This is a genomic window from Polynucleobacter sp. AP-Nino-20-G2, from assembly GCF_018688235.1.
Classification (GTDB): Bacteria; Pseudomonadota; Gammaproteobacteria; order Burkholderiales; family Burkholderiaceae; genus Polynucleobacter.
The window spans coordinates 588,552-614,292 of sequence record NZ_CP061313.1; the positions used below are offsets into that span (position 1 = coordinate 588,552).

The window sequence follows — 25,741 nt, forward strand, 5'->3', positions numbered from 1 at the left end:
GACCGCTATTCCAATTAATCTGGAATATTGGATTTGCGAATGACTGGACCCCAGATATTGATTTCGCTTTCAAGATGAGACTTGAGGCCTTTGGCGGATACTTTATCCATTGGCACGATATCGATATTGGAATCATTCAAGCGTTTTTGAACATCGGGCGTATTGAGGGCTTTCTTCAATGCGGCATTGATCTTGTCCAAGACTGGCTGTGGAGTGCCCTTAGGCGCATAAACACCGTGCCAAACTTTAACTTCAAAGCCTTTTAGTCCCTGTTCGTTCAAAGTTGGAACATTCGGAATCGCTGGCAAGCGTTTCATTGTTGTTGTGCCAAACGCCTTCACGCGGCCATCCTTGATGTAAGGAATCGTTTGTGTAGTTTGGTCGCACAAGAGGTCAACTTGGCCACCCAAGAGGTCAGTCAAAGCAGGGCCAGTTCCTTTGTAAGGAATGTTGGTCAATTTCACGCCCAAGCGGCTTTGGAATAAGAGGCCGCACAGTTGTGACACTGCGCCAGGACCGGCATTGGCCATCGTCACTTTAGATCCATTCGCCTTAATGTAGGCTTCGAGCTCTTTAAAGTTGTTTGCTGGCAAATCTTTCTTGCCTAGTAATACCATCGGCACATCAGCTACCTGTCCAATGTATTCAAAGCTAGTCATTGGATCGTATGGGAGTTTGTCGTACAGGGCGTTTGCTGTTGCCATACCCATGTGATGAATATAAATGGTGTAGCCATCTGGTGCGGCGCGAGCCACTTTGGTGGAAGCGATCGTGCCGCCAGCGCCAGGAACGTTCTCAACAACCACTGTTTGGCCTAAAGCTTGACCCATTGGAACAGCGATTAAGCGTGCAATGGAGTCAGTTGGGCCACCGGCCGCAAAAGGAACTATTAGCTGAATGGATTTGGTTGGCCAGTCTTTTTGAGCGGATGCGATATTGCTGCTCAATAAGGCGCTAGCGCTAACAACCGCAGCAATTCCAGCGAATAAGGTTTTCTTTAATTTCATCAATGTCTCCGTAAATGTGATGCATCGCAATTTTGCCATTATTGGATGCTATAGGGTTTAGGGTTTACCAGCAACAGCTAAGGTTCTTTGTGCTAGTAAGACCACCGGGCGATCAATCATGCGGCCATCCAGTTTTACCGCACCGCCTTTTGAGGCTTTGTCCGCCTCAATGACCCTCTGGGCCCAAGAGATTTCGGCCGCTGTCGGCATGAATGCAGCCTTGACTAGACCCACCTGTTTTGGGTGAATACAGAGTTTTCCGCCAAACCCCATTCTTTTGCTGCGCTGCGCATCATCCTCAATCCGCTCCACATCATCGGTCGATGGAGTAACCCCATCTATTGGAGGGGCAATTTGCGCTAAACGTGAGGCAAGAACGATTTGATAGCGGGCAGTTTGTAACTCTGTTTCTTGTGGATCGCAGACCATACCTAAGTCGACTTGCAAATCAATATTGCCTAAAGCGAGGCGCAATACTTGTTCTGAGTTGGCAATCTCCTTTAGGTGGTCTAAGCCTAAGGCGGTTTCAATCATTGGAATGATGGCCGTCTTTGGCAGAATTTGCGCAGCTCCATTGATTTGATCAAGCGATTCGCTTTTTGGAATTAACAAACAGGCTACTTCCAATTCTTGCGCCAAGATGAGGTCGGCGGCATAGAACTTGCTACCTGGTGAGTTGGAGCGAATGATGAGACGTTTCTTTTGTTCCGCTGAAAAAGTAGGCCATGCAGACCGAATGGCGTCACGCGCTCTTTCTTTATCTTCTTCGGCTACGGCATCCTCTAAATCAATAATGACTGCATCTGCATTACTGTCTAAAGCTTTTTGAAAACGCTCTGGACGTGTGCCTGGAACGAATAAAAAACTGCTGCTATAGCCAATGGGGGTATCGAGAGGGTTCATATAAGGCCTTAGTGAGTAGCGCACGGGAAAATTAAGTTGAGGAAAGTAATGCGCCAATCTTTGCTTGTTTGCGGATATTCCACAAGCGCTCAACTGCTGCCGCCATTTCAGTTGGATTGGCTCCACCACTAAAGGCTGCTAAGCGCATTGCTTTATCGGTAATCTCAGCGCGGCTGAGGGTATTGCCAGGGTCGCCCTTGGGTTCATCTACGCGACCTTCTAGTACCTGACCATTATTTAAGTGGACCTTCACCTTCCCAATCCAGCGTTGAGGGTAAGCACCATCCACTTCGGGGTCCAGGGTCATCGTCACGCGATCGCGGAAGGCGCAAATATCATCATCATGAAAGTGTTGATCAAATTCTTGAAGGCCCGCAAATTGATAATGTGCGATGAGCGCTAATACAGTGCCCATCGAAAATTTGGATTGATGCACGGTTGCGGGATCGATTACTGGACCAAGCACATCAATTGCACCTTGATGTACTAAGGTTTCCACTTTAGCGATATCGCTCGGTTTAAGTTGGTGCGCTAACATCACCTGCAGTAAAGCATCGGCAGCAGGATGAGTGTGGCGGCAAGAGGCGTGATATTTAAAGCTTGTCTCAGCAATGGCCCAACGAGAGCCTAAGCTATCAACGAGCTTGCTTGGATTGGCATCACTCGACATGCCCGCTGCTAAACCTTGCTTACCTTCTAAGATGCGCTCAGCGCCCGTAAAGCCAGACTGCGCTAAATAAGCGGACATTAGCCCTGTGGAAGCGGCATGGGCAGTATGCAATTGCTTGGAGTCAGCAGCATCGCGGAGAAATTCCCAAAGACCTGCGGATTGCGTGCCAGCAGAACCGAAGGCATGGAGCATTTGCTCTGGATTGAGCTTTAACAGTCGACCTACGGCAGCTGCCGCAGCCAAGGTGCCAGCAGTGCCAGTGGTATGAAATATCTTGTAATGGGAGCGACCTAAAAATTCACCTACACGAATGCCCACTTCATAGCCAGCTACCGCAGCCACCAGAAGATCGTCTCCAGATGCGCCAATCGTTTGTGCTGTTGCCAGCGCTGCAGGAAAGACGATTGTTGCTGGATGAAAGACGGAGCCGTTGTGCACATCGTCTTGCTCGGCCACATGTGACGCTGCGGCATTGGCCATGGCTGCTAAGAAGGGGCTTGAGCTTGTGCGCGTAATCAGGATTTCAGCAGAGCCAGGATGGGCTGCATCAAAGCCTCCCATATTTTGCGCAAATTGGGTAATCGTCTCTACTGGGCGCGAGCCTTTGCCTGCAATCGCCGAGCCAAACCAATCCACCAATAAATCTTCGGTGCGATTGATTACATCCTGAGGAATATCAGCGATTTGTAATTGAGAGGCAAAGGTGGCGAGCTTTTTAGATAAATGCGGGGTGGACATAAATAGTCAATTTCCTAGTAAGTAAAACGCTGATGCAGTAATGATGCAACCGGCTCTTACGCTAAAACAGCGCTAGCCTGCATCGTAAGCCAGCCTTCATGATCTTGCGCCCAGATGGAAATCGTTTTTCTAGAAGGATCTTTTTCTAAATCAGGCTTAGCGCTCACTTTGAAGATGTTGATATCAAAAGTGGGGCGAATAGCTCTGAATTCAAAACTCTTCAGCGTGCAGCCCGGAATGCTTTGGCGAACCAAATCTACTAATAGGGTGGCAATGAGTGGGCCGTGCACGATCAGGCCGGGATAACCTTCTATCTCAGTCACGTATTTGCGATCGTAATGAATGCGGTGACCGTTAAAAGTGAGTGCTGAGTAGCGGAACAATAAAACATCGTCCGGCGTAATCGTTTTTGTCCACGTGGCATCAGTAGGGGCAGGGGTTGGCGCAACCGGTTTGTCGTCTGGGCCTGGAGCATCGCGATACACAATGTCATGCTCTTCAATTAAGGCTAAGCCATGTTGGTTTGAGATCTCATGCTTTACTAAAACAAAGATGAGGTCGCCAGTGCGACCTGCTTTGTGGGTAACGGATTCAATCTTGGAAACACGCGTAATCTCATCGCCTACAGTAAGTGGTGCAAGCCACTGCACACGGCTACCTGCCCACATACGCCGTGGTAGTGGCACTGGCGGCAGAAAGCCACCGCGCTTAGGGTGGCCATCTGGGCCGATTTCAGATTGGCGAGCATGGGGCAAGAAATACAGCCAATGCCAAAGCTCAGGAAGAAAAGTTCCTTTAGTCGGCTCCGGATCTGGGCGGTCTAAGGTTGCTGAGAGTGCTCTTACGGGAGCGGCAGTAACGGTATCGTGAAGAGACTCAGTTTTGCCGAGCCATTCTTGGAGATGGGTGATGGTTTGAGGTTCGATTCGCATAACTTCCATTATGCCAATTTCAGCCAAAAATATAGTACGACTAGATCAATAAGGTGGCTACTAAATGGCTGAGGAGTCCCGCTATTGCCGAGCCGGCCAGGACAGTCATCACACCTTTTTGAAACTGAAAGAGTGCGAGACCTGCAAATACGGTGATCGCAATAGAAATCCATGAGATTGACCCGCCTAGTCCATGCGGGAAAAAGACGTGATACGCAAAGAAGAGGCCTAAGTTCGCAATTACACCAACTACCGCTGCAGAAATCGCGGTGAGGGCTGCTGTAAAGCTGAGCTTGCCGTGGGTAGATTCAATCAGTGGGCCGCCCACTAAAACTAAGAAGAAGGAGGGTAGAAATGTGAACCAGGTAGCAACACAAGCGCCGAGAACTCCAAACCAAAATGGATTGCTATTGCCAATCAGATGTTGGATGTGTCCAGCAAGGTAGCCCACAAATGCCACCACCATGATGAGCGGTCCCGGGGTAGTTTCTCCTAGCGCTAAGCCGTCAATCATTTGCCCAGCGCTGAGCCACTGAAATTGATCGACTGCGCCTTGGTATACATAAGGCAGTACCGCATATGCTCCACCAAAAGTCAGAAACGCTGCCTTAGTGAAGAACCAAGCAATTTGTGGGTAGAGGGTTTTCCAGCCAAATAATGCGGTAAGAGCAAAAAAAGGAATCATCCACAGCAGGGCAGTGATAGCAATTTGACGTACTAATTTGTTTCGAGAGAAGCGCGCATGCTCTGGGGTGGGGGTCTCATCATCAATGATGGCTGGACCGTAATTCTGATTGCTATCTTTGCCATGCGATCCATGTTGTTGAAAACACTCTGGATAGCGCTTACCTCCCCAGAAGCCGATTAGCGCGGCACACAGCACGATGATGGGGAAGGCTAGATTCAGTAGAAAGATGGCAAGAAACGACGCAAGTGCGATCCAGTGAAGCGCCTGATGATGAAGAGTGCGTTTACCAATTCTGACGGCGGCATGTAAGACGATCGCAGTAACCGCAGGTTTAATGCCAAAAAAGATAGCGGCAATCCAAGGCACTTGGCCAAAGGTGATGTACACCCAAGAAAGGCCAATCAGGATCAATAGTGAGGGTAATACAAAGAGGGATCCTGCTAGGATGCCGCCCCAGGTGCGGTGCATTAGCCAGCCGATATAGGTAACTAATTGTTGGGCTTCTGGCCCTGGGAGTAGCATGCAGTAATTTAGAGCATGTAAAAAGCGCCGCTCAGAAATCCAGCGACGCTTTTCAACGAGCTCTTGGTGGAGGACGGCGATTTGTCCTGCGGGCCCACCAAAGCTAATGAAGCCTAGCTTAGCCCAAAACTTGAGGGCTTCGCCAAGGGGAATGCTCACACTTCATCCATTCCGCCAACGACTTGGCTAAAGCCGTTATCCACATAAATAATTTCAGCGGTAATACCGTTAGCCAAATCGGACAACAAGAATGCGGCAGTGTTGCCAACGTCATCAATGGTTACATTGCGACGCAATGGGGCGGTCTGCTCAACTGCTTCCAAGATCTTGCCAAAACCTTTGATACCTGAGGCGGCCAAGGTTTTGATCGGGCCAGCGGAAATACCGTTCGCGCGAATGCCCTTAGGTCCTACGGAGCCTGCGAGATAGCGAACGGATGCTTCTAAGGAAGCTTTGGCTAAACCCATCGTGTTGTAGTTGGGGACATTCTTCATGGATCCCAGGTAGGTCAGGGTTAGTAATGAGGATTTGTCGCGCAACATTGGCAACGCTTCTTTAGCCATCGCGGGGAAGCTGTAAGCGGAGATGTCATGGGCGATTTTGAAGCCTTCACGGGAAAGGCCTTCTAAAAAGTCGCCGGCAATCGCTTCACGTGGCGCAAAGCCAATGGCATGAACAAAGCCATCAAATTGGGGCCAAGATTTCGCTAAATCCTTGAATAGGGCGGAGATCTGCTCGTCACTGCCAACATCGCAGTCAAAAATGAGCTCAGTATTGAATTCTTTCGCAAAATCAACAATGCGGTCCTTAAAGCGCTCACCTACGTAGGTAAAGGCTAATTCAGCGCCTTCACGGTGACATGCCTTGGCAATGCCATAGGCAATAGAGCGGTTAGAGAGAAGGCCGGTAATCAGAATTTTTTTGCCAGCGAGAAAGCCCATGTCGTGTCCTTTGCTTCAAATATGGTTTGCTATCTACAATTGTTGCATATATGCCCAAACTTACCCCCATCTGCCGAATCCCCGCCCTAGTGCTGATTGCCGCTCTTAGCGGGATGGCGGCCAGCGTAGCCTATGGGGCCCAGGGTATCGCTCAGTACGGCAAACCTAAATATGCCGATGGCTTTAGCCATTTTGAGTACGTCAATCCGAATGCCCCTCGGGGAGGGACATTAATACTCCCCAACCCCGATCGTCGTACCAGCTTTGATAAGTTCAATCCATTTACCTTGCGGGGGGTTGCTGCTCCTGGAGTAGCGCAGTTGATGTTTGAGTCTTTGGCGGTTGGTAGTGCCGATGAGGTTTCCAGTGCTTACGGCTTGATTGCTGAAGATATTCAAGTAGCGCCTGACAAGATGTCCGTTACCTTTCGGATTCGCCCTGAGGCGAAGTTCTCTGATGGCAATGCAATTCTGGCGGCTGATGTGAAATATAGCTTTGATACTTTGATGAGCTCACTCGCTAATCCACAGTTCAAAACGGTGTATGCCGATGTTAAGCAAGCCTCGGTAGTCTCAGATCGCGTGATTCGTTTTGACTTTAAAAATCGCAATCCAGAATTACCAGTGATGGTGGGTACCTTACCGGTGTTCTCTCGTAACTGGGGCAAGAAACCTGATGGCACGATCACACCCTTTGATAAGTTGACCTTTGAGTTGCCAATAGCGAGTGGCCCTTATGTGATCGAGTCTTATAAAGCTGGCAAGACGATGATCTTTAAGCGCAACCCAAATTATTGGGCGGATCAAGGGGGCAAGACCTTAAATGTGCGTGTTGGTTTTTATAACTTTGATCGCGTGGTTTACAAGCTTTACAGTGATGATGCTGTTCGCTTGGAGGCTTTCAAGGCGGGTGAGTTTGACGCGCTAGTAGAGTATCGCGCCAAGAACTGGGCCAAAAGTTATGTGGGTCCACGCTTTAACGATGGCACTCTGGAGAAGAAAGCCTTCTTAAACCACAATGGTGCGGGCATGCAAGGTTTTGCGATGAATATGCGTAGACCTATTTTTCAAGATCCACGCGTTCGCCAAGCCTTATCTTATGCACTCGACTTTGAGTGGCTAAACCGACAATTATTTTTTGAGCAATATAGCCGTATCAATAGCTATTTCACGAACAGTGATTTGAGCGCTAACTTTGATGGACCCCGTAAGCCTACCGATGCTGAGCTGAAATTACTCAAGCCTTTGAAGGCTCAATATCCAAAGTGGGTGCCTGATGCGGTATTTGGACCGATGCCGGCAGCGCCTTCTACTGTTCCGCCGGATAGTTTGCGTCAGAACTTACGTAAGGCGCGTGATTTACTCGCACAAGCAGGCTGGCAATACCGTGATGGCGCACTTCGCAATATGCAAGGCGAGCCTTTCCGTTTTGAAATGGTCGAAGATGGCCCATTTTTCTTGAGGGTGATTTCATCTTACGTGCGTAACTTGGAGAAGCTCGGTATTCAGGTGGATATTCGTACGAGCGACTTTGCTTTGCATCAAAAACGCATGGATGAATACGACTTTGATATGACAACGATTCGTTTTCCGGATTCTCAAAATCCTGGAAATGAGCTGTGGGATCGCTTTGGTAGTCAGGCCGCTAAAGAAAAAGGTTCAGACAATGTGATTGGCGTTCAATCGCCCGTGGTGGATGCTTTGGTTGATGCGATTGTCAAAGCACAAACCCGCGAAGAGTTGCGTGCGGCCACAAGAGCTTTGGATCGTGTGCTGTGGAATAGTTATTACGTGATTCCACAATGGTACAACCCGACGCACCGAATCGCGTATCGTAAGGAAATGCGCTATCCAGAACCTCCTTTGTATTACACCGCTGAATCATGGATTCTGCTCAACTGGTGGAAAGAAGGGGTGCGCTAATGCAAGGTCAAATGTGGTCTTACATCTTCAAGCGCGTGCTCTTGATGATTCCAACGCTATTGGGCGTTTTGACGCTCACTTTTGCGGTGGTCCAGTTTGTGCCGGGTGGCCCGGTTGAACAGTTAATGCTGGAGCTTAAAGGGAAGGGCGATGCAGCCGTGAGCAGTTCGGAGTCCTCTGGCGGCGGCAGTAATTACCGCGGCCGACAAGGTGTCGATGCGGAGCGCTTAGCGGAAGTGAAGGCTTTGTATGGTTTTGATAAGCCCCCTGTAGAACGTTATTTCATGATGCTTAAGCGTTTTGCGCAATTTGATTTGGGTGAAAGCTATTATCAACATCAAAGCGTTTGGCAATTGGTAGTCTCTAAGTTGCCAGTATCGATCAGTATTGGCTTGTGGACCTTTTTCTTAACGTACTTAGTATCAATCCCATTGGGGATAGCGAAGGCGGTTCGAGATGGGTCACGTTTTGATGCGATTACCAGCACGATGATTTTGGTGGGCTATGCGATCCCAGGTTTTGTACTAGGCGTGCTGCTCTTGGTGATCTTTGGTGGCGGTAGTTTTTTGCAGATATTCCCCTTGCGCGGACTGACTTCAGATAACTGGAGTGATCTCAGTATGATGGGTAAGGTGATGGATTATTTGTGGCATTTGGTATTGCCCATCACCGCCTCTGTTTTAGGAAGCTTTGCCGTCATTACGATGTTGACGAAAAACTCCTTCCTGGAGGAGATCCGCAAGCAATACGTTCTGACTGCGAGAGCGAAGGGGCTTACTGAAAAGCAGGTGCTGTGGAAGCACGTTTTCCGAAACGCCCTATTGCCATTGGTAACCGGCTTCCCTGCGGCATTTATTGGCGCCTTCTTTACCGGCTCCCTCTTGATTGAAACTTTATTCTCGCTAGATGGCTTAGGTTTATTGTCCTATGAGTCGGTCATGCGACGTGACTACCCTGTAGTGTTTGGAACGCTATACCTCTTTACCCTGATTGGTTTATTTACCAAGCTGATTTCAGATCTTTGCTATGTGTACATTGATCCCCGCATTCAGTTCGGCGCAGGGGGTGGATCATGAGTCGTTGGAACCGCTTTAAAAATAGTCGCATGGGTTATGCCAGCCTTTGGATTTTCATGGTCTTATTTGGTCTCTCCATGTGCGCTGAGCTGATTGCCAATGACAAGCCTTTGATTGTGCGCTATCAAGGGAAATTTTATTTCCCGATTGTGAAATCCCAACCAGAGAAAGTCTTTGGTGGAGACTTCGCAACGCCCACCGATTTTTTGGATCCGGATATTCGTCACAACATTACTGGCGATGGTAATTGGGCGATCTATCCTCCTATTCCTTATAGCTATGAGACCTTGAATTACTTTTCAAAGGTTCCTAATCCTGCGCCACCATCCCTAGATAACTGGTTGGGAACCGATGATCGTGGGCGCGATGTTTTATCCCGCCTCATTTATGGATTTCGTTTATCCATTTTGTTTGGGCTAGCTCTGACTATTGTCGGGGTGAGTGTTGGCATCATTACTGGTTCATTAATGGGATTTTTTGGAGGGAAGTTTGATTTGATCTCGCAGCGTTTAATTGAGATCTGGTCGGCAATGCCTGAGCTCTATCTATTGATTATTTTTGCTTCCATCTTTAATCCAAGTATCTGGTTACTCATTGTTTTGTTAGCTGCATTTGGGTGGATGGGTTTATCGGACTATGTGCGAGCAGAGTTTTTCCGTAATCGCGCTCTAGAGTATGTGCGTGCCGCGCGCGCATTGGGCCTGACAAATTTACAGATCATGCGTCGCCATATTCTCCCAAATAGTTTGACGCCAGTAATCACCTTCCTGCCATTCAGAATGAGCGCCGCAATTTTGTCTCTCACAAGTTTGGATTTTCTAGGTTTGGGTGTGCCTCCTGGAACGCCGAGTCTTGGCGAGCTACTCTCCCAAGGAAAGAGTAATCTAGATGCTTGGTGGATTTCGCTTTCCACCTTTGTGGTGCTTGTTGCTACCTTGCTCTTGCTCACCTTTATGGGTGAAGCCTTGCGCGATGCTTTCGATTCTCGTAAAGCGGGTGTGGCAAATGGAGGTCGTTCATGAGTGAAATGAACTCTTTGACAAGCAATCATCCTTTATTGAAGTACGAAGACTTCTCCATTTCTTTTGGGTCGGGCCGTCGCGAGAAATTCGCGGTCAATCATCTCGATTTAGAAATTAGCATGGGCGAGCGAGTCGCTTTGGTAGGGGAGTCTGGCTCTGGCAAGACGCTGACCGCATTGGCGCCACTGCGTCTCGAACCAGAGGGTGCAAAAGTCTCGGGGAGAATTTTATGGAATGGTAATCGGGCCAATAAATCCCCTGTCGATTTGCTATCACTGCCGATTCAGGATATTCGGGAGATTCGGGGTCGCGAGATTGCAATGGTTTTTCAGGAGCCGATGACCGCTTTAAATCCATTGTTTACGGTAGGTAATCAAATCGTCGAAGCGGTACAGATCTATCAACCACTGATTTCAAAAGCGGATTGCATCTCTGCCGCAATTGAATTGCTCAAGAAAACTGGCATACCCGAACCAGAGAAGCGCTTTCATTCCTACCCTCACCAATTGTCTGGTGGCCAACGTCAGCGCGCCATGATTGCTATGGCTTTGGCTTGTAAGCCAAGACTGCTCATTGCTGATGAACCAACTACCGCGCTGGATGTCAGTCTGCGTTTGCAGATATTAGATCTTCTGAAGGAACTTCAAGAAGAGTCCAAAGATCATGGCGGCATGGCGATCTTGTTGATCACACATGATTTGAATTTAGTGAAGCACTTTGCCCATCGGGTTGCCGTTTTAAATCAAGGTAACCTGATGGAGGTAGGGCCCACCAAGCAAGTGTTTGATCACCCCGAGAATGCTTATACAAATGCGTTGGTCAATAGCGAGCCCGTGAGAGATTTGGCTCCGGTAATGCCTCTGGCCCCAGTGTTACTTAAGGCTGATCATTTATCGGTGTCATATCCTGGTACGGAGTCAGTCGCGTGGTTTAAAAAATCCCCGCGCCATGCTGTATTGCGTAAAGTCGGCTTTGAGTTAAAGCAGGGGCAGACCATTGGGGTGATCGGAGAATCCGGTTCGGGCAAGACAACTTTGGGCATGGCGGTCTTGGGTTTGCTCGGAGACTCTGCTGCTGAAATTACTGGCGAAGTGGAAGTGCTTGGCCGTGACTGGCAACAGTTAAAGCCCGTGGAACGTCGGGCAATGCGCTCGAGCTTGCAAGTGATTTTTCAGGATCCTTTTGGCTCGCTCTCGCCGCGTATGAATGTCATGCAAATTGTTGCTGAAGGTTTGGATGTGCATTTCCCCAAATTGTCAGCTGCTGAGCGTGAAACACGCGTTCTAGATATTTTGCGAGAGGTTGGCATAGATCGTTCCGCGCTGATGCGCTATCCCCATGAATTCTCTGGTGGTCAACGACAGCGAATCGCCATTGCTCGTGCATTGATTCTTAAGCCTCAAATCTTGGTGCTGGATGAGCCGACTTCTGCCTTGGACGTATCCATTCAAAAGCAAGTGCTGGCATTGCTGACTGAGCTCCAGAAAAAATATAACTTAGCCTATCTCATGATTAGCCATGATTTAGCTGTCATTCGAGCAATGTCACATGAGGTGATGGTGCTAAAGGCAGGCAAGGTAGTGGAGTTTGGTGATACAGAGACGCTCATTAAGCATCCTCGCCAAATTTATACCAAAGAGCTTTTTGCGGCCGCAGGGCTGACCTAAGAACCCAAGGCGACCCTGTTTTTGGGCGCGAAATTGGTGCATTTATTTGGGTAACATCAAAATATTTCAGTGAAAACAAGGAGTTAGCCCTATGGCTAGCTCTTGGTGAAATAGGGCTTCTTTGTTAAACTGATCAGATGTCCATTCAAAAAGACTTCCTGCAGACGCTGATGAAGCGAACGCCATTGGCGTTTGTTGTGGCAACTGCTTTGCTTGCTCAACCTGTATTGGCTCTTGATACTCCTGTCGAAGCGGCTAAAGATATACCTGCTGAATTGGCTAAAGAGACTCCAAAAGAAAGCATGTTTCAGGCTGGTAAGTCTTACTTTGCTCGTGTATCAGATCGCTTAGCTGATTCTGTGACAGGTAAATCCGATGAGTTGATTAACCGTGCCATGGAAGTGATTGGTGTGCGTTATCGCTGGGATGCTGAGTTGCCGCAGTCTGGTTTGGATGGCAGCAGTTTTGTCGGCTACGTTTTTAAAGACAAGCTTGGATTTTTATTGCCACGTAAATCCACTCAAATGAGTCGCGTAGGCAAGCCCATTACTCGTGATGAATTGCAGCCTGGTGATTTGGTGTTCTTCAACACCATGCGCTTAACGTTTTCTCACGTTGGTATTTATGTTGGTGACAATAAATTTATTCATTCGCCATCCAAGGGAACGAGCGTGCGCGTAGATGATCTAGGTAGTCTTTACTGGGACAAGCGTTTTGATGGCGCCCGTCGTTTAGACGGTAGCGACAACTTGGGTGATGCTGAGCGTCAAGAGTTATTGAACGAAGTCAATAAACTCAAGCGCAATTCACGTAGCCTCTAATTTGCTTCTCGTTTTTTAGAAGCTCGCTGCCAAGCCAATGGATGTACCCCGGACGTTCTGTCCAAACTGATACCGAAATACCAATCTCACCCTGCTAAACATAGGGTCTGACGCGCTGCGATCTATTTCTAAGCCAGTGCCGACGGAGGATAGTGAATCAAAACCTAAGGCACCTCTGAGTTGACCCAAGAATTCTGTATGGGCGATTTCAAATACCGCTCTTAGAGGTCTTTCTAAAACGGTAAGGGGGGTTGGGTATCTAGCTCGGGCCCAAAGACCCAAGCTTTGAGAGTCAGCCGAGCCTTGAACTGCTGTTGAGCTATCAAAAGTATTGATGGGGATATTGGTGTAGCGAAGTTCAACGTCGTATTCACGTTCAGGTTTGTAATCTTCGTAGTCAAGCATTAGCGAGCCACCGGTACCGTAGGCATTCATGCGACCTCTATTTAAGAATTGCAGATCTACTCCCTTTTGATTATTGAGGTAGCGACCTGCAAGCGAAAGATCGCTCTCAACATGACCGAGCATCACATTGGCGATCGGTCTAATTCTCAAGTTTTCTGTCAATGGAAAGTCCCAGCCAATTCCGCCGGTTCCCGTGATGCCGTTCCAATGAACTGGCACCGTCATTCCAGTGCCGCCAATGCCATCGGTAAAGGTCGGGTTGTAGCGATTTACCGCAATCGTTCCTTCGAGATACAGCGGAAAGTTCGCGCTAATGCGATCACCGCCGCCCAGTGAAATCATTTGTAGATTGGGATTGTCACCACCTTTATCGGTGATGGATAGTGAACCCGTTGTGACATCTGGGGTAAGTGAATAACCCGTGACGGTCATAAAGGCATCTGTTCTTTTCTTCAGAAAATTATTGGCCGCAACTGAAAATTGACCATCTGCTTGCGCAACAGCATGATGCGCTTGTACAACCATTGCCAAGGCAATGCAGATTCTGAGGAGGGTGAATATGGGTTTCATCGCTGCACGGAATGCTAAATCAATACCAGGGGCCGGGGTAATTAGCCCTATGGCTAGCTTCTGAGCTTGTCTTTGATTACTGCCATTTGCTCTTGGGCTGCCACTTCGCCAGCCAAGATTGCCGCATTCCTCGATTTGAAATCGCCACTACTCATTTGCTTGAGATGGGGGGTGATCACGATATCGGCACCTTTCAACTCATATTGATTAATGCTTCGTTGCATGATTGAGATAGTCTGCTGTAACACGCCGAATGTGCCGCTCGCATCTTGATGAACAGGCTCTGAAGAGATGTTGACTGCAATCACTAGAGTAGCGCCCATCTGCCGGGCATAGCTAGCTGGCACTGGTGCCACTAAACCACCATCCACATACTCTTTTCCGCTAATGACGGCCGGCTGAAATACGCCTGGAACACTACAAGATGCGCGGACTGCCAAGCCGGTATTGCCTGTTCTAAACAGCACCCCTTTGCCTGACTGTAATTCCGTGGCTACGATTCCCAAGGGGATGCGCATCTGCTCAATCGCTTTATTCTGGACTTCACGATTAACCATGTTTTGCAGGGCATCGCCTTTAATGAGGCCGCCAAACCTGCCTGCGAACGGTAAGCCCCAATCGGCAATCGTGGCTTCATCTAGATTGAGCGCCAGTCGATTTAAATCGTTTCCAGTTGCGCCTGAGGCCAAAAGGGCGGCAATCACACTGCCAGCACTACTGCCGACGACGACATCCGGGCGGATACCTTGGGCTTCAAGGGCTTTAATGACGCCAATATGGGCAAAGCCACGGGCTGCGCCCGCTCCCAGCGCTAGACCGATAAGGGGTTTGCGGCTCGAAATTAAGCTACAGCCCCCCAAGCTGGCGCTACCTGCGAGCGCCCCTAGACCAAGGCCTAGACTCAGAAAGCGGCGTCTTTTATGGGTCTCGAGGGGTGAGAGGGGGTGGGAGGTATTAATGTCGTGCATGTGGCTATTGTATTGAGCCTCCCTTATAATGGCTCGACGGTGAACGAAAAGAACTTCGTTTCAGCGCGGACAGCCCCCCATTGGATTTTCGGGGGAACAATTGCCCGTAGTAGCTAAAGAACACCACCAACCCATTACTGAAATACCTTACTAAAGCTTCATCAGGTCATTGCCTGATAGCCCGAATTTTATGGATGATCACAATAAACGCGTAATTGAAACAGCCCTCTTGTGCGCGCAAGAACCACTGACAGTTGCCGATCTCACGCGATTATTTGCTGAAGATATTCCTGTTGCTGAAATTGACGATGCTTTATTGGAGTTACAAAAGGCCTGGGAAGATCGCGGCATGGAGTTAGTGCATATCGCTACCGGCTGGCGTTTTCAGAGTCGCCTATCGATGCGTGAGTACCTCGATCGTTTGACTCCGGAGAAACCTCCAAAATATTCCCGCGCGGTGATGGAAACTTTGGCGATTATTGCCTATCGTCAACCGGTTACTCGCGGCGAGATCGAAGAGATTCGTGGCGTTGCGGTGAGTAGCAATGTGATGAAGCAGTTGGAAGATCGTGGCTGGGTAGAGGTGATTGGCCATAAAGAGACAGTTGGTCGCCCAGGTTTGTACGCCACCACCAAGCAATTTTTAGATGATCTCAGTTTGACGAATTTGCAAAGCTTGCCAATGTTGGAGGATGCTGCGCCAATGGCTGCGGCAGAACAACTAGGTCAAGCAGTCATGGAGTTTGATCCTAGCGCTACTGTAGAAACAGTAGTGTTGGTTGAAGATGCCACCACGATTGATGAAGTGGTGATTGAAGTACAAGAAGAAGAAATGACTGAGTCTGATGTTGAGGAAACAGCAGCATCAGAAGTATCAATTGAAGAAGTTACCCCAGAGTCTGAAGAACACTCAGACGAACAAAAATAATTATTAATGACAAGCCCCAACGAAAACGATTCATCCCCGATAGCAGCTTCATCGGATAATTCCCCTAGTACCGACTCCCCATCCTCCAATGGAGGTGGTGGTAAGGCTGAAGGCCGTGAGGGTGGTCAACGCCGTCCGCGCCGCCAGGGTTCGGGTGGTGGTGCCGGTAAACATCCATTCAATAAGAAGCGTCCCTTCAATAAAGATCGGCCACGTCGAGAAGGTGGTGATGCGAATGGTCCCCGTGAAGGCGCTGGTAATTCTGCCGCAAAGCTTGCCCCCAATGCTGCTGAAAGCGAGGCTTTATTTGCTTCAGTGGTTTCAGGTGAGTTTGATGCCGCATTAGATGCGCCTGAAGTCGAAGAAGTCAAAAATCCGGATGGTGTCAATGAGAACGAGATTTCTCATCAAACTGCTGCCGAACGTCGCGCGCAACGCGTTCGTCATGACGACGACGCAGATGTGCCAAGCGAAGATGAAATGAGTAGTTTGCAGTTTGCGAACGTAGATGATTTACCACTCAGCTTGCGTGATGAAGTGTGGTCCGATCTAGATGGATTGGATGATGATGCTGATGATGAAGATACAGTCAAATTACACAAAGTTTTAGCTGACGTTGGTATGGGTTCTCGTCGCGATATGGAGGACTTGATTATTCAAGGGCGCGTATCGGTAAACGGTTTACCCGCTCATATTGGTCAACGTATTGGGCCAACAGATCAAGTGCGCATTAACGGTAAACAAGTTCATCGCAAGATTCAGACTAAGCCGCCACGCGTCATCATGTATCACAAGCCCTCAGGCGAAATCGTGAGTCAATCGGACCCAGAAGGTCGCCCAACCGTATTTGATCGCTTGCCAAAACCACGTCAAGGTCGTTGGATCGCGGTGGGACGTTTGGACTTTAATACCGAAGGTCTTCTGTTATTTACAACTTCTGGTGAGTTGGCTAATCGTCTGATGCATCCCCGCTACGGCGTCGAGCGTGAATACGCCGTCCGCATTTTGGGTGAGTTGAGTCAAGAAAATATGGCTCAATTAAAGAGCGGCATTACTTTGGATGATGGTCAAGCGAAATTCTTGCGCATATCAATGGGTGGTGGTGACGGGGCTAACCGTTGGTACCACGTTGCATTAACTGAGGGTCGTAATCGCGAAGTGCGTCGTATGTTTGAGGCGGTTGGGCATACGGTGTCCCGCTTAATCCGAACCCGATATGGCATTTTCTTGTTGCCTCCACGCTTGAGGCGCGGGAAATGGGAGGAGATTGAGGCTGGTGGCATCTATAACCTGATGAAGTTTGCAGGCTTAAAAATGCCGCAGCCGCAAGATAAAGGCCGCAATCCGAATGCTCAGGGTCGCGATCGTCGCTCTCCTGCAGACGAAGACTTTCAGCCTGATCCTATGCAAACCTCTGTTTCTTACTGGGGTTCTCGTGACGCGCTCACCTTGGCGAGTGGCCATAACGGTCTCACTCATCAAGGTCGAGGCGGCAGACCTGAGGGTGGCGGTGGTAATGCTGGCGGTGGGCGCGGTCCCTTCCGGGGTCGTACTCAGGGTGGTAGACCTGGGGCGGCTGGCCAGGGTGGTCAAGGTGGGCAGGGTCAAAATCGCAATAAAGGCAAGAAAGTCCATCATGGACAGTCTGCTTTTGTGACGGCCAATCCCCAAAGTCCAGGAAATGGGCCCAAGCGGAATGCACCAAAAGGGCGCAAACCATTCAATAAGGGACCTAGAAAACCGCGAAATCCAGGCGAAAGCTTCTGATTTTGATCGGTTTTCCTCTAAATCGGCTATAATTTTGGTCTTACGGCAGTTCGCTGCTGTTTTAGGTTGTTACCGACTGATGTTGCGATCAACGTAAGTCGGCCTGTTCTGAATTTCGAGAATATGGGCTTTGAAGCCCATTTTTTTTTGCCGTTTTGTATTGAAGGGAAGTCGTGAAAGATCAGCGGATTATTTCTGCCGAAGTAGAAAACTTAGGTTACGCGCTAGTGGATATCGAGCGTGAAGCCGGAGGTTTGCTGCGCGTCACGATTGAAAACCCCGATTACGAGCGTTTGATCACAGTTCTGGATTGCGAAAAGGTAAGTCATCAACTGAGCTACACCTTGCCGGTTGAGAACATTCCTTTTGAGCGTTTAGAGATTTCCTCTCCAGGACTGGATCGTCCAGTGAAATCCGCTGCGGATTTTGAGCGCTTTGCGGGCATGGAAGTAGATATGAAATTGCGCGTTGCCGTGGGCAATCGTAAGAATTTTCGTGGTGTGTTGCAAGGTTTGCTGAGTGGTGAGTTGGATTCACCAGATGCGAAATTTGGTTTGTTGTTTGAAGGTGCTGATGGCACCGAATCTCAATTGGAGTTTTCTTTGGCCGAGGTCGATAAGACTCGGTTGGTCCCTGTTATTGATTTCAAAGGAAGAAAGTCATGAGTCGAGAAGTTCTCATGTTGGCAGACGCCTTAGCGCGTGAAAAGAACGTTGATCAAGCAATTGTGTTTGAGGCGCTAGAAATGGCGTTGGCATCAGCCACTAAAAAACGTTATGCGACAGAAGACGTTGATATTCGTGTATCGATTGATCGTGAAACTGGTGAATATGAAACATTCCGCCGCTGGCTGGTTGTTCCTGATGAAGCTGGTCTGCAAGAGCCAGATAAAGAGATTCTTCACTTTGAAGCTCTCGAGCAATTTCCGGATATGGAAGTTGGCGAGTACATCGAAGAGCAAATCGAATCTTTAGCATTCGGCCGTATTGGCGCGCAAGCTGCTAAGCAAGTCATTTTGCAACGCATTCGTGATGCTGAGCGTGAGCAGATTTTGAACGACTACCTTGAGCGTGGCGAAAAAGTCATGACCGGTACCGTGAAGCGTGCTGACAAGAATGGATTGATTATTGAATCTGGTCGTGTTGAGGCATTGTTGCGTCGCGATCAAATGATTCCAAAAGAGAATTTGCGCTCTGGTGACCGTGTTCGCGCTTACATCCTGAAGGTAGACCGTGAAGCTCGCGGTCCACAGATTGAGCTCTCCCGCACTTGTCCAGATTTCCTGATCAAGTTGTTTGAGAATGAAGTTCCAGAAATGGAGCAGGGTTTATTGGAGATTAAGGGCGCAGCTCGCGATCCTGGTATCCGCGCAAAGATTGCCGTGATTACTTATGACAAGCGCATCGATCCAATCGGTACTTGCGTTGGTGTGCGTGGCACACGCGTGACCGCTGTCCGTAACGAAGTAGCAGGCGAAGCAGTTGATATCGTATTGTGGTCTGAAGATCCAGCGCAGTTTGTGATTGGCGCTTTGGCTCCAGCTCAAGTGTCCTCAATCGTGGTTGACGAAGAGCGTCACGCGATGGATGTGGTGGTTGATGAAGAGAACTTAGCAATTGCTATTGGCCGTAGCGGACAAAACGTACGCTTGGCAAGTGAATTGACTGGTTGGCAGATCAACATCATGACTCCTGAAGAGTCTGCTGAGAAGACTGAAAAAGAAGCTGCTTCTGTACGTCAATTGTTCATGGACAAATTGGACGTTGATCAAGAAGTGGCTGATATCTTGATTGAAGAAGGTTTCAACACATTGGAAGAGGTTGCATACGTACCTTTGTCTGAAATGTTAGAAATCGATTCTTTCGATGAGGACACCGTAAATGAATTGCGTACTCGTGCGCGTGACTCTTTGTTGACCATGGAATTGGCTAAAGAAGAGCGCGTTGGCGAGGTCTCACAAGATTTACGTTCCCTTGAGGGAATGACCACTGAGTTGATTGCCAAGCTTGCTGACAATCAAGTTCATACCCGTGACGACTTAGCTGAACTGGCTGTTGATGAGCTAGTTGAGGCGACACAAATTGACGAAGAAGCTGCGAAAACGCTCATCATGAAAGCGCGCGAACATTGGTTTACTTCATGAGAGGAAGTAGTGCATGGCAACAACAGTAAAAGTACTCGCTAAAGAATTAAAACGTACCGCGCCAGACCTCCTGGAGCAGTTGAAGGCGGCCGGTATCGAAAAAGGTTCCGAGGACGACAGCATTACCGAAAAGGACAAGACTGTCCTGCTCGAGCATTTGCAAAAAGCGCATGGCAATGCGGATGCGGGTAATCGCAAGAAGATCACTTTGATCAAACGCGAGAGCTCTGAGATTCGTCAGGCGGATTCTGCCGGACGTACTCGTACCGTTCAAGTTGAGGTGCGCAAAAAGCGCGTACTCGTTAAGCGTGGTGACGAGGCTGCTGAAGCTCCTGCGGTAGAAGAGGCTCCGGTAGCGGCCGCTCCTGCTGCTCCAGTTAAACCGATCTTATCGGCCGAAGAGTTGGAAAAGCGTGCGGCTGAAGCTACACGTCAGGCTGAATTGCTTGCGCGTCAAGAAGCTGAAATGAAAGCGGCAGAAGATGCTCGCCAAAAAGAAGCGGCAGTGGCCGTAGCTGCTGCGAGTGTTGCAGAGCCCGTAGTTGAAAAGGTTGCTAAATCAGTCGATGAGGCTCCAGCTGCGGCTGAAGCAACTGCCAAAGCGGCTGCTGATGCCGCTAGCAAGAAGGCGGATGCGGATAAAGCAGCTAAAGATTTAGCCGATGCCAATAAAGCGCAATTAGCGGACATTACAAAACGTCGTGCGGCTGCAGAAGCTGAAGCATTAGCGATTCGCGACATGATGAGTGCGCCAGCTCGTGTGCTGAAGGCGCCGAGTGAAATCGCGGCTGAGGAAGCGAAGAAGGGCACCTTACATAAGCCTGCCAAGGCTGAAGGTGCTGACGATAAGAAGAAGGCTCCTGCGAAAGTTGGCGGTAAGACAATTAAGTCTGCGGAAACCTCATCTACTTGGCAAGAAGAAGGCGCCAAGAAGCCGGGTGGCCTCAAGACTCGCGGCGATAGCTCCGGTGGTGTGGGCGGTTGGCGTTCAGGCGGCGGCAGAAGAAAGCAGCGTCAAATTGCTGAAGCTAACGTTGATACGAACTTCCAAGTTCCAACAGAGCCGGTAGTTCGCGACGTTCATGTTCCAGAAACCATTACCGTTGCTGAGCTTGCTCATGCAATGGCCGTGAAGAGTGCTGAAGTGATCAAGCTCTTGATGGGTATGGGTCAGATGGTAACGATCAACCAAATTTTGGATCAAGATACCGCGATGATCATCGTGGAAGAAATGGGCCATACAGCCCATGCAGCCAAGTTGGATGATCCGGATTTAGATCTCGGCACTTCTGGTCATGATGCGGAGTTGTTGCCGCGTCCACCAGTTGTCACGGTGATGGGTCACGTTGACCACGGTAAAACATCTTTGCTCGATAAGATTCGTGCTGCGAAAGTGGCTACTGGCGAAGCTGGTGGTATTACTCAGCATATTGGTGCCTACCATGTGGAAACCCCACGCGGCATGATTACTTTCCTCGATACTCCGGGTCACGAAGCCTTTACGGCAATGCGTGCTCGTGGTGCTAAGGCAACGGATATCGTGATCTTGGTGGTGGCTGCTGATGACGGTGTGATGCCGCAAACTAAAGAGGCGATTCACCATGCGGTTGCAGGTGGTGTTCCTTTGGTTGTTGCTATCAACAAAATCGATAAACCAGAAGCAAACTCAGAGCGTGTAAAAACGGAGTTGGTCGCTGAGCAAGTGGTTCCTGAAGAATACGGTGGCGATGTGCCATTTATTGGCGTTTCCGCTAAAACTGGTGAAGGCATTGATGCCTTGCTCGAGAACGTTCTCTTGCAAGCAGAAATTCTGGAACTCAAGGCACCTAAAGATGCTCCAGCACAGGGCCTCGTGATTGAGGCTCGCTTGGACAAAGGTCGTGGCCCAGTGGCAACAGTGCTTGTACAGTCCGGCACTCTGAAGCGTGGCGATATGTTGCTAGCTGGCTCAACCTACGGTCGTGTTCGCGCGATGTTGGATGAGAACGGCAAGCCATGTAATGAAGCGGGCCCTTCTATTCCAGTAGAGATTCAAGGTTTATCCGAAGTTCCAGCGGCAGGTGAGTCAGTTCAAGTGGTTCCTGATGAGCGTAAGGCGCGTGAGATTGCACTCTTCCGTCAAGGCAAGTTCCGCGATGTGAAGTTGGCTAAACAGCAAGCAGTCAAACTTGAAACCATGATGGAAAACATGGGCGAAGGCGCGATCGAGGCGAAGTTATTGCCTTTGATCATCAAGGCCGACGTTCAGGGCTCACAAGAGGCTTTGTCACAATCATTGCAAAAGCTTTCTACTCCAGAAGTCAAAGTTCAAATCGTTCATGCTGCAGTCGGTGGAATCACTGAAACTGACGTGAACTTAGCCGTTGCTTCTAAAGCGGTCATCATCGGCTTCAATTCTCGTGCAGATGCTGCGGCGCGTAAGTTGGCTGAAAACAATGGTGTGGATATTCGTTATCACAACATCATTTATGACGCGGTTGACGAAGTGAAGGCAGCCTTGAGTGGCATGTTGACACCAGATAAGAAAGAGGAGATCACCGGTATGGTCGAGATCCGTCAAGTCTTCTTGGTATCTAAAGTTGGCGCGATAGCGGGTTGCTTGGTCACCGATGGTGTCGTTAAGCGCACTTCAAGTGTTCGTCTCCTACGTGACAACGTAGTTATCTGGACTGGTGAGCTCGATTCCCTCAAGCGCTTTAAAGACGACGCAAAAGAAGTTCGCGCCGGTGTTGAGTGTGGCTTGTCATTAAAAGGCTACAACGACATTAAAGAAGGCGATCAATTGGAAGTGTTCGAAGTTACTGAAGTTGCAAGAACACTCTAAGAAACGCAGATTCAATGCATAAAACTAGTCCTCATCGTAACCAGCGTCTCGCCGATCAAATTCAGCGAGACCTGGCCGAACTGATCCCGCGCGAGTTACGTAGCCCAAGCTTGGGTTTAATCACTTTACAAAGTATTGAGCTCACGCCAGATTTAGCGCATGCCAAAGTATTTTTTACGGTCTTGGGTGCTGAGCCTGAGATTGCGCAAAAAGCTTTGCAGGATAAGGCGGGCTATTTACATTCTTTATTGTTTAAACGTTTGCATATCCATACAGTCCCCACTTTGCATTTTCATTACGACAGCTCGGTGGAGCATGGGATTGAAATGTCTAAGCTCATTGATCAGGCTGTGGATAGCGATCGCAAAGACGAGAACGCGTAATTTATGTCTGTACGGATCGATGGCGTCGTATTACTAGATAAACCTGCGGGCATGAGTTCGCAGGGTGCGGTGACTGCCGTCAAACGCGCTTTCAATGCGGAAAAAGCTGGCCATACTGGCACGCTAGATCCAATGGCTACAGGTTTGCTGCCGATTTGTTTAGGTGAAGCAACTAAATATTCACAAGATTTGCTCGAGGCTGACAAGACCTATATTGCTCAAGTGAAGTTCGGTCAACGTACCGACACTGGCGATGCTGAAGGTCAGGTGATTGAAGAATTGCCGCTACCAGTATTTGCAGATGAGTCTGCCATGAAAGCTGCGCTGGAATCTTTGCTACCAGCATTTACGGGTCCAATTAGCCAAGTGCCTCCGATGTATTCAGCGCTTAAACGCGATGGCAAGCCTCTATATGAATATGCCCGAGCCGGTGTTGAGTTAGAGCGCGCGCCACGAGACATCACTATTCATGCAATTCGCTGGACCAACATCCAATGGCCTGAAGTGACTTTGGAAGTCAGCTGCAGTAAAGGTACGTATATACGCGTCCTAGCGGAAGATATTGGCAAAGCCTTGGGATGCGGCGCTCATTTAGTGGGTTTGCGTCGCACTGAAGTAGGTCACTTAACGCTCGAACAGTCTTTCACAATCGAGTCTATTCAAAAGGGCTTGCAAGACAGCTCTAGCTACATTCTGCCTGTGGATGCACTCTTACAGACCCTGCCTCATCTCACGGTAGATGAGCAGCAGGCGAAGCGACTCGAGATGGGTCAGCGCGTTCCTCTGAATTTACCTTCTGTAGAGGCCTTGGTGCGTATTTATCGCGCTACCGCTGCTCCGCATAACTTTATTGGTACAGGCGATTGGCGCTCTGGTGTATTGCACCCGAAGCGTCTGATTTCCTCGGCACATTAATTCTTTTGACTTATTGATTTACTAACCTTAACAAACTCGAATTCTTATTTATCAACCTCATTCTTAACTTTAGAAGCTTCACATGACTAAACGCGCACTTCGTAATATCGCCATCATCGCCCACGTTGACCACGGTAAAACTACCTTGGTTGACCAACTCTTGCGCCAATCTGGCACATTCCGTTCAAATGAAAAAATGACTGAACGCGTCATGGATTCAAATGATTTGGAAAAAGAGCGTGGCATTACTATTTTGTCCAAGAACTGTGCGGTTGAGTATGACGGCACACACATCAACATCGTTGACACACCAGGACACGCGGACTTCGGTGGTGAAGTAGAGCGTGTGCTCTCCATGGTAGACGGTGTTTTGCTATTGGTGGATGCGGTTGAAGGTCCAATGCCGCAAACTCGCTTCGTCACTAAAAAAGCGTTGGCTTTAGGTTTGAAGCCAATTGTTGTGATTAATAAAGTTGACCGTCCTGGTGCTCGTACTGATTATGTGATCAATGCGACCTTTGAATTGTTCGATAAATTAGGCGCTACTGAAGAGCAGTTGGACTTCCCAGTTGTTTACGCATCTGGTCTGAATGGTTACGCTGGTTTAACTGATGATGTGCGCGAAGGTGATATGCGTCCTTTGTTTGATACGGTACTCAAGCATGTTCCAGTGCGTGATGACAATCCAGAGGGTCCTTTGCAGTTACAAATTACTTCTATTGAGTACAGCACTTACGTCGGTAAGATCGGCGTTGGTCGTGTCAACCGTGGAACCGTTAAGCCATTGATGGATGTTGTGTTTATGGATGGCCCTGAAGGTGCCCAACGTAAAGGCCGTATTAATCAAGTATTGAAATTCCGTGGTCTTGAGCGTGAGTTGGTTGATGAAGCTCAAGCGGGCGACATTGTGCTGGTAAACGGTATTGAAGATTTAGCAATTGGTACAACCATTTGTGCTCCAGATACTCCAGAAGCCTTGCCAATGCTCAAGATTGATGAGCCTACTTTGACAATGAACTTCATGGTGAACACTAGCCCATTGGCAGGTCGTGAAGGAAAGTTCGTTACTAGCCGTCAGATTCGTGAGCGTTTAGATCGTGAGTTGAAGTCCAACATGGCGTTGCGCGTTAAAGAAACCGATGACGACACTGTATTCGAAGTGTCTGGTCGCGGTGAATTGCACCTCACTATCTTGGTTGAAACTATGCGTCGTGAAGGTTACGAGTTGGCTGTTTCCCGTCCACGTGTGGTATTCCATGAAGAGAATGGCGTGAAGATGGAGCCATACGAAAACTTAACGGTTGACGTAGAAGACACTACTCAAGGCGCTGTCATGGAAGACTTGGGTAAGCGTAAAGGTGAATTGCTCGATATGGTGAGTGACGGTAAAGGTCGCACACGTCTTGAGTACCGCATTCCTGCGCGTGGTTTGATTGGTTTCCAAGGCGACTTCATGACCATGACTCGTGGTAATGGTTTGATGAGTCATACTTTTGATTCTTATGCGCCAGCAAAAGATGGCATCTTGGGTGAGCGCCATAACGGTGTATTGATTAGTCAAGATGATGGTGAAGCTGTTGCCTATGCATTATGGAAGTTGCAAGATCGCGGCCGTATGTTTGTAAGTCCTGGCGATCCTTTGTATGAAGGTATGGTTATCGGTATCCATAGCCGTGATAACGACTTAGTTGTTAACCCAATTAAAGGTAAGCAATTAACCAACGTTCGTGCCTCTGGTACTGACGAAGCCGTTCGCTTGGTAACGCCAATCGCTATGAATTTGGAATACGCTGTTGAATTTATTGATGATGACGAATTGGTGGAAGTAACACCGAAGAGCATCCGTATTCGTAAGCGTTACCTCAAGGAGCATGAGCGTAAGAAGGCTTCACGCGAGTAATGTAATCGCATATATCAGCTGCGAAGCTG

Annotated in this window: 21 protein-coding genes; 13 read left to right on the plus strand and 8 right to left on the minus strand. The window is 48.8% G+C overall.

All coding sequences use genetic code 11. The features are described from left to right. Nucleotides 1–14 precede the first annotated feature (14 nt). From FD960_RS03030 to fabI, 6 genes are read right to left on the minus strand one after another with little or no spacing between them, the layout of a single operon-like run. Nucleotides 15–1,007 carry a tripartite tricarboxylate transporter substrate binding protein gene (locus FD960_RS03030; RefSeq protein ID WP_215299801.1) on the minus strand — a complete coding sequence of 331 codons (993 nt, stop codon included), beginning with the start codon at nucleotides 1,005–1,007 and terminating at the stop codon, nucleotides 15–17. Nucleotides 1,008–1,064: 57 nt separating this feature from the next. Further along, on the minus strand, nucleotides 1,065–1,910 hold the full coding sequence (locus FD960_RS03035; RefSeq protein WP_215299802.1) for a CoA ester lyase: 846 nt from the start codon (nucleotides 1,908–1,910) through the stop codon (nucleotides 1,065–1,067). Between the two features lie 31 nt (nucleotides 1,911–1,941). Further along, nucleotides 1,942–3,318 (minus strand): MmgE/PrpD family protein, encoded by a 1,377-nt coding sequence (locus FD960_RS03040; RefSeq protein ID WP_215299803.1) that lies wholly within the window; start codon nucleotides 3,316–3,318, stop codon nucleotides 1,942–1,944. Between the two features lie 56 nt (nucleotides 3,319–3,374). Beyond that, nucleotides 3,375–4,259, minus strand: coding sequence for a MaoC family dehydratase N-terminal domain-containing protein (locus tag FD960_RS03045; protein WP_215299804.1), 885 nt, complete (start codon nucleotides 4,257–4,259; stop codon nucleotides 3,375–3,377). A 31-nt stretch (nucleotides 4,260–4,290) separates the two neighbouring features. Continuing rightward, complete coding sequence (gene chrA, locus FD960_RS03050) at nucleotides 4,291–5,619, minus strand: chromate efflux transporter (RefSeq protein ID WP_215299805.1); 1,329 nt, start codon at nucleotides 5,617–5,619, stop codon at nucleotides 4,291–4,293. Further along, nucleotides 5,616–6,401: an enoyl-ACP reductase FabI gene (fabI, locus tag FD960_RS03055; RefSeq protein ID WP_215299806.1), complete on the minus strand. Its 786-nt coding sequence runs from the start codon at nucleotides 6,399–6,401 to the stop codon at nucleotides 5,616–5,618. The genes chrA and fabI overlap by 4 nt, the downstream gene beginning before the upstream one ends. Nucleotides 6,402–6,451: 50 nt before the next feature. Between fabI and FD960_RS03060 the strand changes: the two genes are divergently transcribed. From FD960_RS03060 to FD960_RS03080, 5 genes are all read left to right on the plus strand, one after another. Continuing rightward, the gene (locus tag FD960_RS03060) at nucleotides 6,452–8,323 is read left to right on the plus strand and encodes an extracellular solute-binding protein (protein ID WP_251369832.1); all 1,872 of its coding nucleotides are present in this window, start codon (nucleotides 6,452–6,454) and stop codon (nucleotides 8,321–8,323) included. 11 nt (nucleotides 8,324–8,334) lie between these two features. Further along, the gene (locus tag FD960_RS03065) at nucleotides 8,335–9,399 is read left to right on the plus strand and encodes a microcin C ABC transporter permease YejB (protein ID WP_215300572.1); all 1,065 of its coding nucleotides are present in this window, start codon (nucleotides 8,335–8,337) and stop codon (nucleotides 9,397–9,399) included. Further along, a complete protein-coding gene (locus FD960_RS03070) occupies nucleotides 9,396–10,421 on the plus strand; it encodes an ABC transporter permease (protein WP_215299807.1) in 1,026 nt (341 codons plus the stop codon). The genes FD960_RS03065 and FD960_RS03070 overlap by 4 nt, the downstream gene beginning before the upstream one ends. Further along, the gene (locus FD960_RS03075) at nucleotides 10,418–12,088 is read left to right on the plus strand and encodes an ABC transporter ATP-binding protein (protein WP_215299808.1); all 1,671 of its coding nucleotides are present in this window, start codon (nucleotides 10,418–10,420) and stop codon (nucleotides 12,086–12,088) included. The genes FD960_RS03070 and FD960_RS03075 overlap by 4 nt, the downstream gene beginning before the upstream one ends. Nucleotides 12,089–12,225: 137 nt before the next feature. Then, nucleotides 12,226–12,909, plus strand: coding sequence for a C40 family peptidase (locus FD960_RS03080; RefSeq protein ID WP_251369833.1), 684 nt, complete (start codon nucleotides 12,226–12,228; stop codon nucleotides 12,907–12,909). 15 nt (nucleotides 12,910–12,924) lie between these two features. On the opposite strand, the gene FD960_RS03085 is transcribed toward FD960_RS03080, so the two are convergent. Both FD960_RS03085 and FD960_RS03090 read right to left on the minus strand, forming a co-directional pair. Then, nucleotides 12,925–13,884: a hypothetical protein gene (locus FD960_RS03085; protein ID WP_251369834.1), complete on the minus strand. Its 960-nt coding sequence runs from the start codon at nucleotides 13,882–13,884 to the stop codon at nucleotides 12,925–12,927. A gap of 53 nt (nucleotides 13,885–13,937) precedes the next feature. After that, nucleotides 13,938–14,852 (minus strand): patatin-like phospholipase family protein, encoded by a 915-nt coding sequence (locus FD960_RS03090; RefSeq protein ID WP_215299809.1) that lies wholly within the window; start codon nucleotides 14,850–14,852, stop codon nucleotides 13,938–13,940. Between the two features lie 190 nt (nucleotides 14,853–15,042). Here FD960_RS03090 and scpB point away from each other — a divergent pair, with 190 nt between their 5' ends. From scpB to typA, 8 genes are all read left to right on the plus strand, one after another. Then, entirely contained in the window at nucleotides 15,043–15,780 is a 738-nt protein-coding gene (scpB, locus tag FD960_RS03095) for an SMC-Scp complex subunit ScpB (protein ID WP_215299810.1), read from the plus strand. A 6-nt stretch (nucleotides 15,781–15,786) separates the two neighbouring features. Further along, nucleotides 15,787–17,547, plus strand: a complete 1,761-nt coding sequence (gene rluB, locus FD960_RS03100; protein WP_215299812.1) for a 23S rRNA pseudouridine(2605) synthase RluB — start codon at nucleotides 15,787–15,789, stop codon at nucleotides 17,545–17,547. A 173-nt stretch (nucleotides 17,548–17,720) separates the two neighbouring features. Beyond that, a complete protein-coding gene (rimP, locus tag FD960_RS03105) occupies nucleotides 17,721–18,212 on the plus strand; it encodes a ribosome maturation factor RimP (protein WP_215299814.1) in 492 nt (163 codons plus the stop codon). Next, nucleotides 18,209–19,690, plus strand: coding sequence for a transcription termination factor NusA (nusA, locus tag FD960_RS03110; protein WP_215299816.1), 1,482 nt, complete (start codon nucleotides 18,209–18,211; stop codon nucleotides 19,688–19,690). The genes rimP and nusA overlap by 4 nt, the downstream gene beginning before the upstream one ends. 13 nt (nucleotides 19,691–19,703) lie before the next feature. Then, a complete protein-coding gene (gene infB / locus FD960_RS03115) occupies nucleotides 19,704–22,514 on the plus strand; it encodes a translation initiation factor IF-2 (RefSeq protein ID WP_215299817.1) in 2,811 nt (936 codons plus the stop codon). A gap of 14 nt (nucleotides 22,515–22,528) precedes the next feature. Next, nucleotides 22,529–22,897, plus strand: a complete 369-nt coding sequence (gene rbfA, locus FD960_RS03120; protein WP_215299822.1) for a 30S ribosome-binding factor RbfA — start codon at nucleotides 22,529–22,531, stop codon at nucleotides 22,895–22,897. Between the two features lie 3 nt (nucleotides 22,898–22,900). Further along, on the plus strand, nucleotides 22,901–23,812 hold the full coding sequence (gene truB, locus FD960_RS03125; protein WP_215299824.1) for a tRNA pseudouridine(55) synthase TruB: 912 nt from the start codon (nucleotides 22,901–22,903) through the stop codon (nucleotides 23,810–23,812). Nucleotides 23,813–23,894: 82 nt separating this feature from the next. Continuing rightward, nucleotides 23,895–25,712, plus strand: coding sequence for a translational GTPase TypA (gene typA / locus FD960_RS03130; protein WP_215299825.1), 1,818 nt, complete (start codon nucleotides 23,895–23,897; stop codon nucleotides 25,710–25,712). Nucleotides 25,713–25,741: the final 29 nt, after the last annotated feature.

Coding starts and splice junctions, on each gene's coding strand:
- FD960_RS03090 (WP_215299809.1), bottom strand. CDS start 14,852: ATGCACGACATTAATACCTCCCACCCCCTCTCACCCCTCGAGACCCAT.
- truB (WP_215299824.1), top strand. CDS start 22,901: ATGTCTGTACGGATCGATGGCGTCGTATTACTAGATAAACCTGCGGGC.
- FD960_RS03080 (WP_251369833.1), top strand. CDS start 12,226: ATGTCCATTCAAAAAGACTTCCTGCAGACGCTGATGAAGCGAACGCCA.
- FD960_RS03065 (WP_215300572.1), top strand. CDS start 8,335: ATGTGGTCTTACATCTTCAAGCGCGTGCTCTTGATGATTCCAACGCTA.
- rbfA (WP_215299822.1), top strand. CDS start 22,529: ATGCATAAAACTAGTCCTCATCGTAACCAGCGTCTCGCCGATCAAATT.
- FD960_RS03070 (WP_215299807.1), top strand. CDS start 9,396: ATGAGTCGTTGGAACCGCTTTAAAAATAGTCGCATGGGTTATGCCAGC.
- FD960_RS03075 (WP_215299808.1), top strand. CDS start 10,418: ATGAGTGAAATGAACTCTTTGACAAGCAATCATCCTTTATTGAAGTAC.
- FD960_RS03085 (WP_251369834.1), bottom strand. CDS start 13,884: ATGAAACCCATATTCACCCTCCTCAGAATCTGCATTGCCTTGGCAATG.
- rluB (WP_215299812.1), top strand. CDS start 15,787: ATGACAAGCCCCAACGAAAACGATTCATCCCCGATAGCAGCTTCATCG.
- FD960_RS03060 (WP_251369832.1), top strand. CDS start 6,452: ATGCCCAAACTTACCCCCATCTGCCGAATCCCCGCCCTAGTGCTGATT.
- FD960_RS03045 (WP_215299804.1), bottom strand. CDS start 4,259: ATGGAAGTTATGCGAATCGAACCTCAAACCATCACCCATCTCCAAGAA.
- FD960_RS03035 (WP_215299802.1), bottom strand. CDS start 1,910: ATGAACCCTCTCGATACCCCCATTGGCTATAGCAGCAGTTTTTTATTC.
- typA (WP_215299825.1), top strand. CDS start 23,895: ATGACTAAACGCGCACTTCGTAATATCGCCATCATCGCCCACGTTGAC.
- FD960_RS03030 (WP_215299801.1), bottom strand. CDS start 1,007: ATGAAATTAAAGAAAACCTTATTCGCTGGAATTGCTGCGGTTGTTAGC.
- scpB (WP_215299810.1), top strand. CDS start 15,043: ATGGATGATCACAATAAACGCGTAATTGAAACAGCCCTCTTGTGCGCG.
- infB (WP_215299817.1), top strand. CDS start 19,704: ATGGCAACAACAGTAAAAGTACTCGCTAAAGAATTAAAACGTACCGCG.
- nusA (WP_215299816.1), top strand. CDS start 18,209: ATGAGTCGAGAAGTTCTCATGTTGGCAGACGCCTTAGCGCGTGAAAAG.
- fabI (WP_215299806.1), bottom strand. CDS start 6,401: ATGGGCTTTCTCGCTGGCAAAAAAATTCTGATTACCGGCCTTCTCTCT.
- FD960_RS03040 (WP_215299803.1), bottom strand. CDS start 3,318: ATGTCCACCCCGCATTTATCTAAAAAGCTCGCCACCTTTGCCTCTCAA.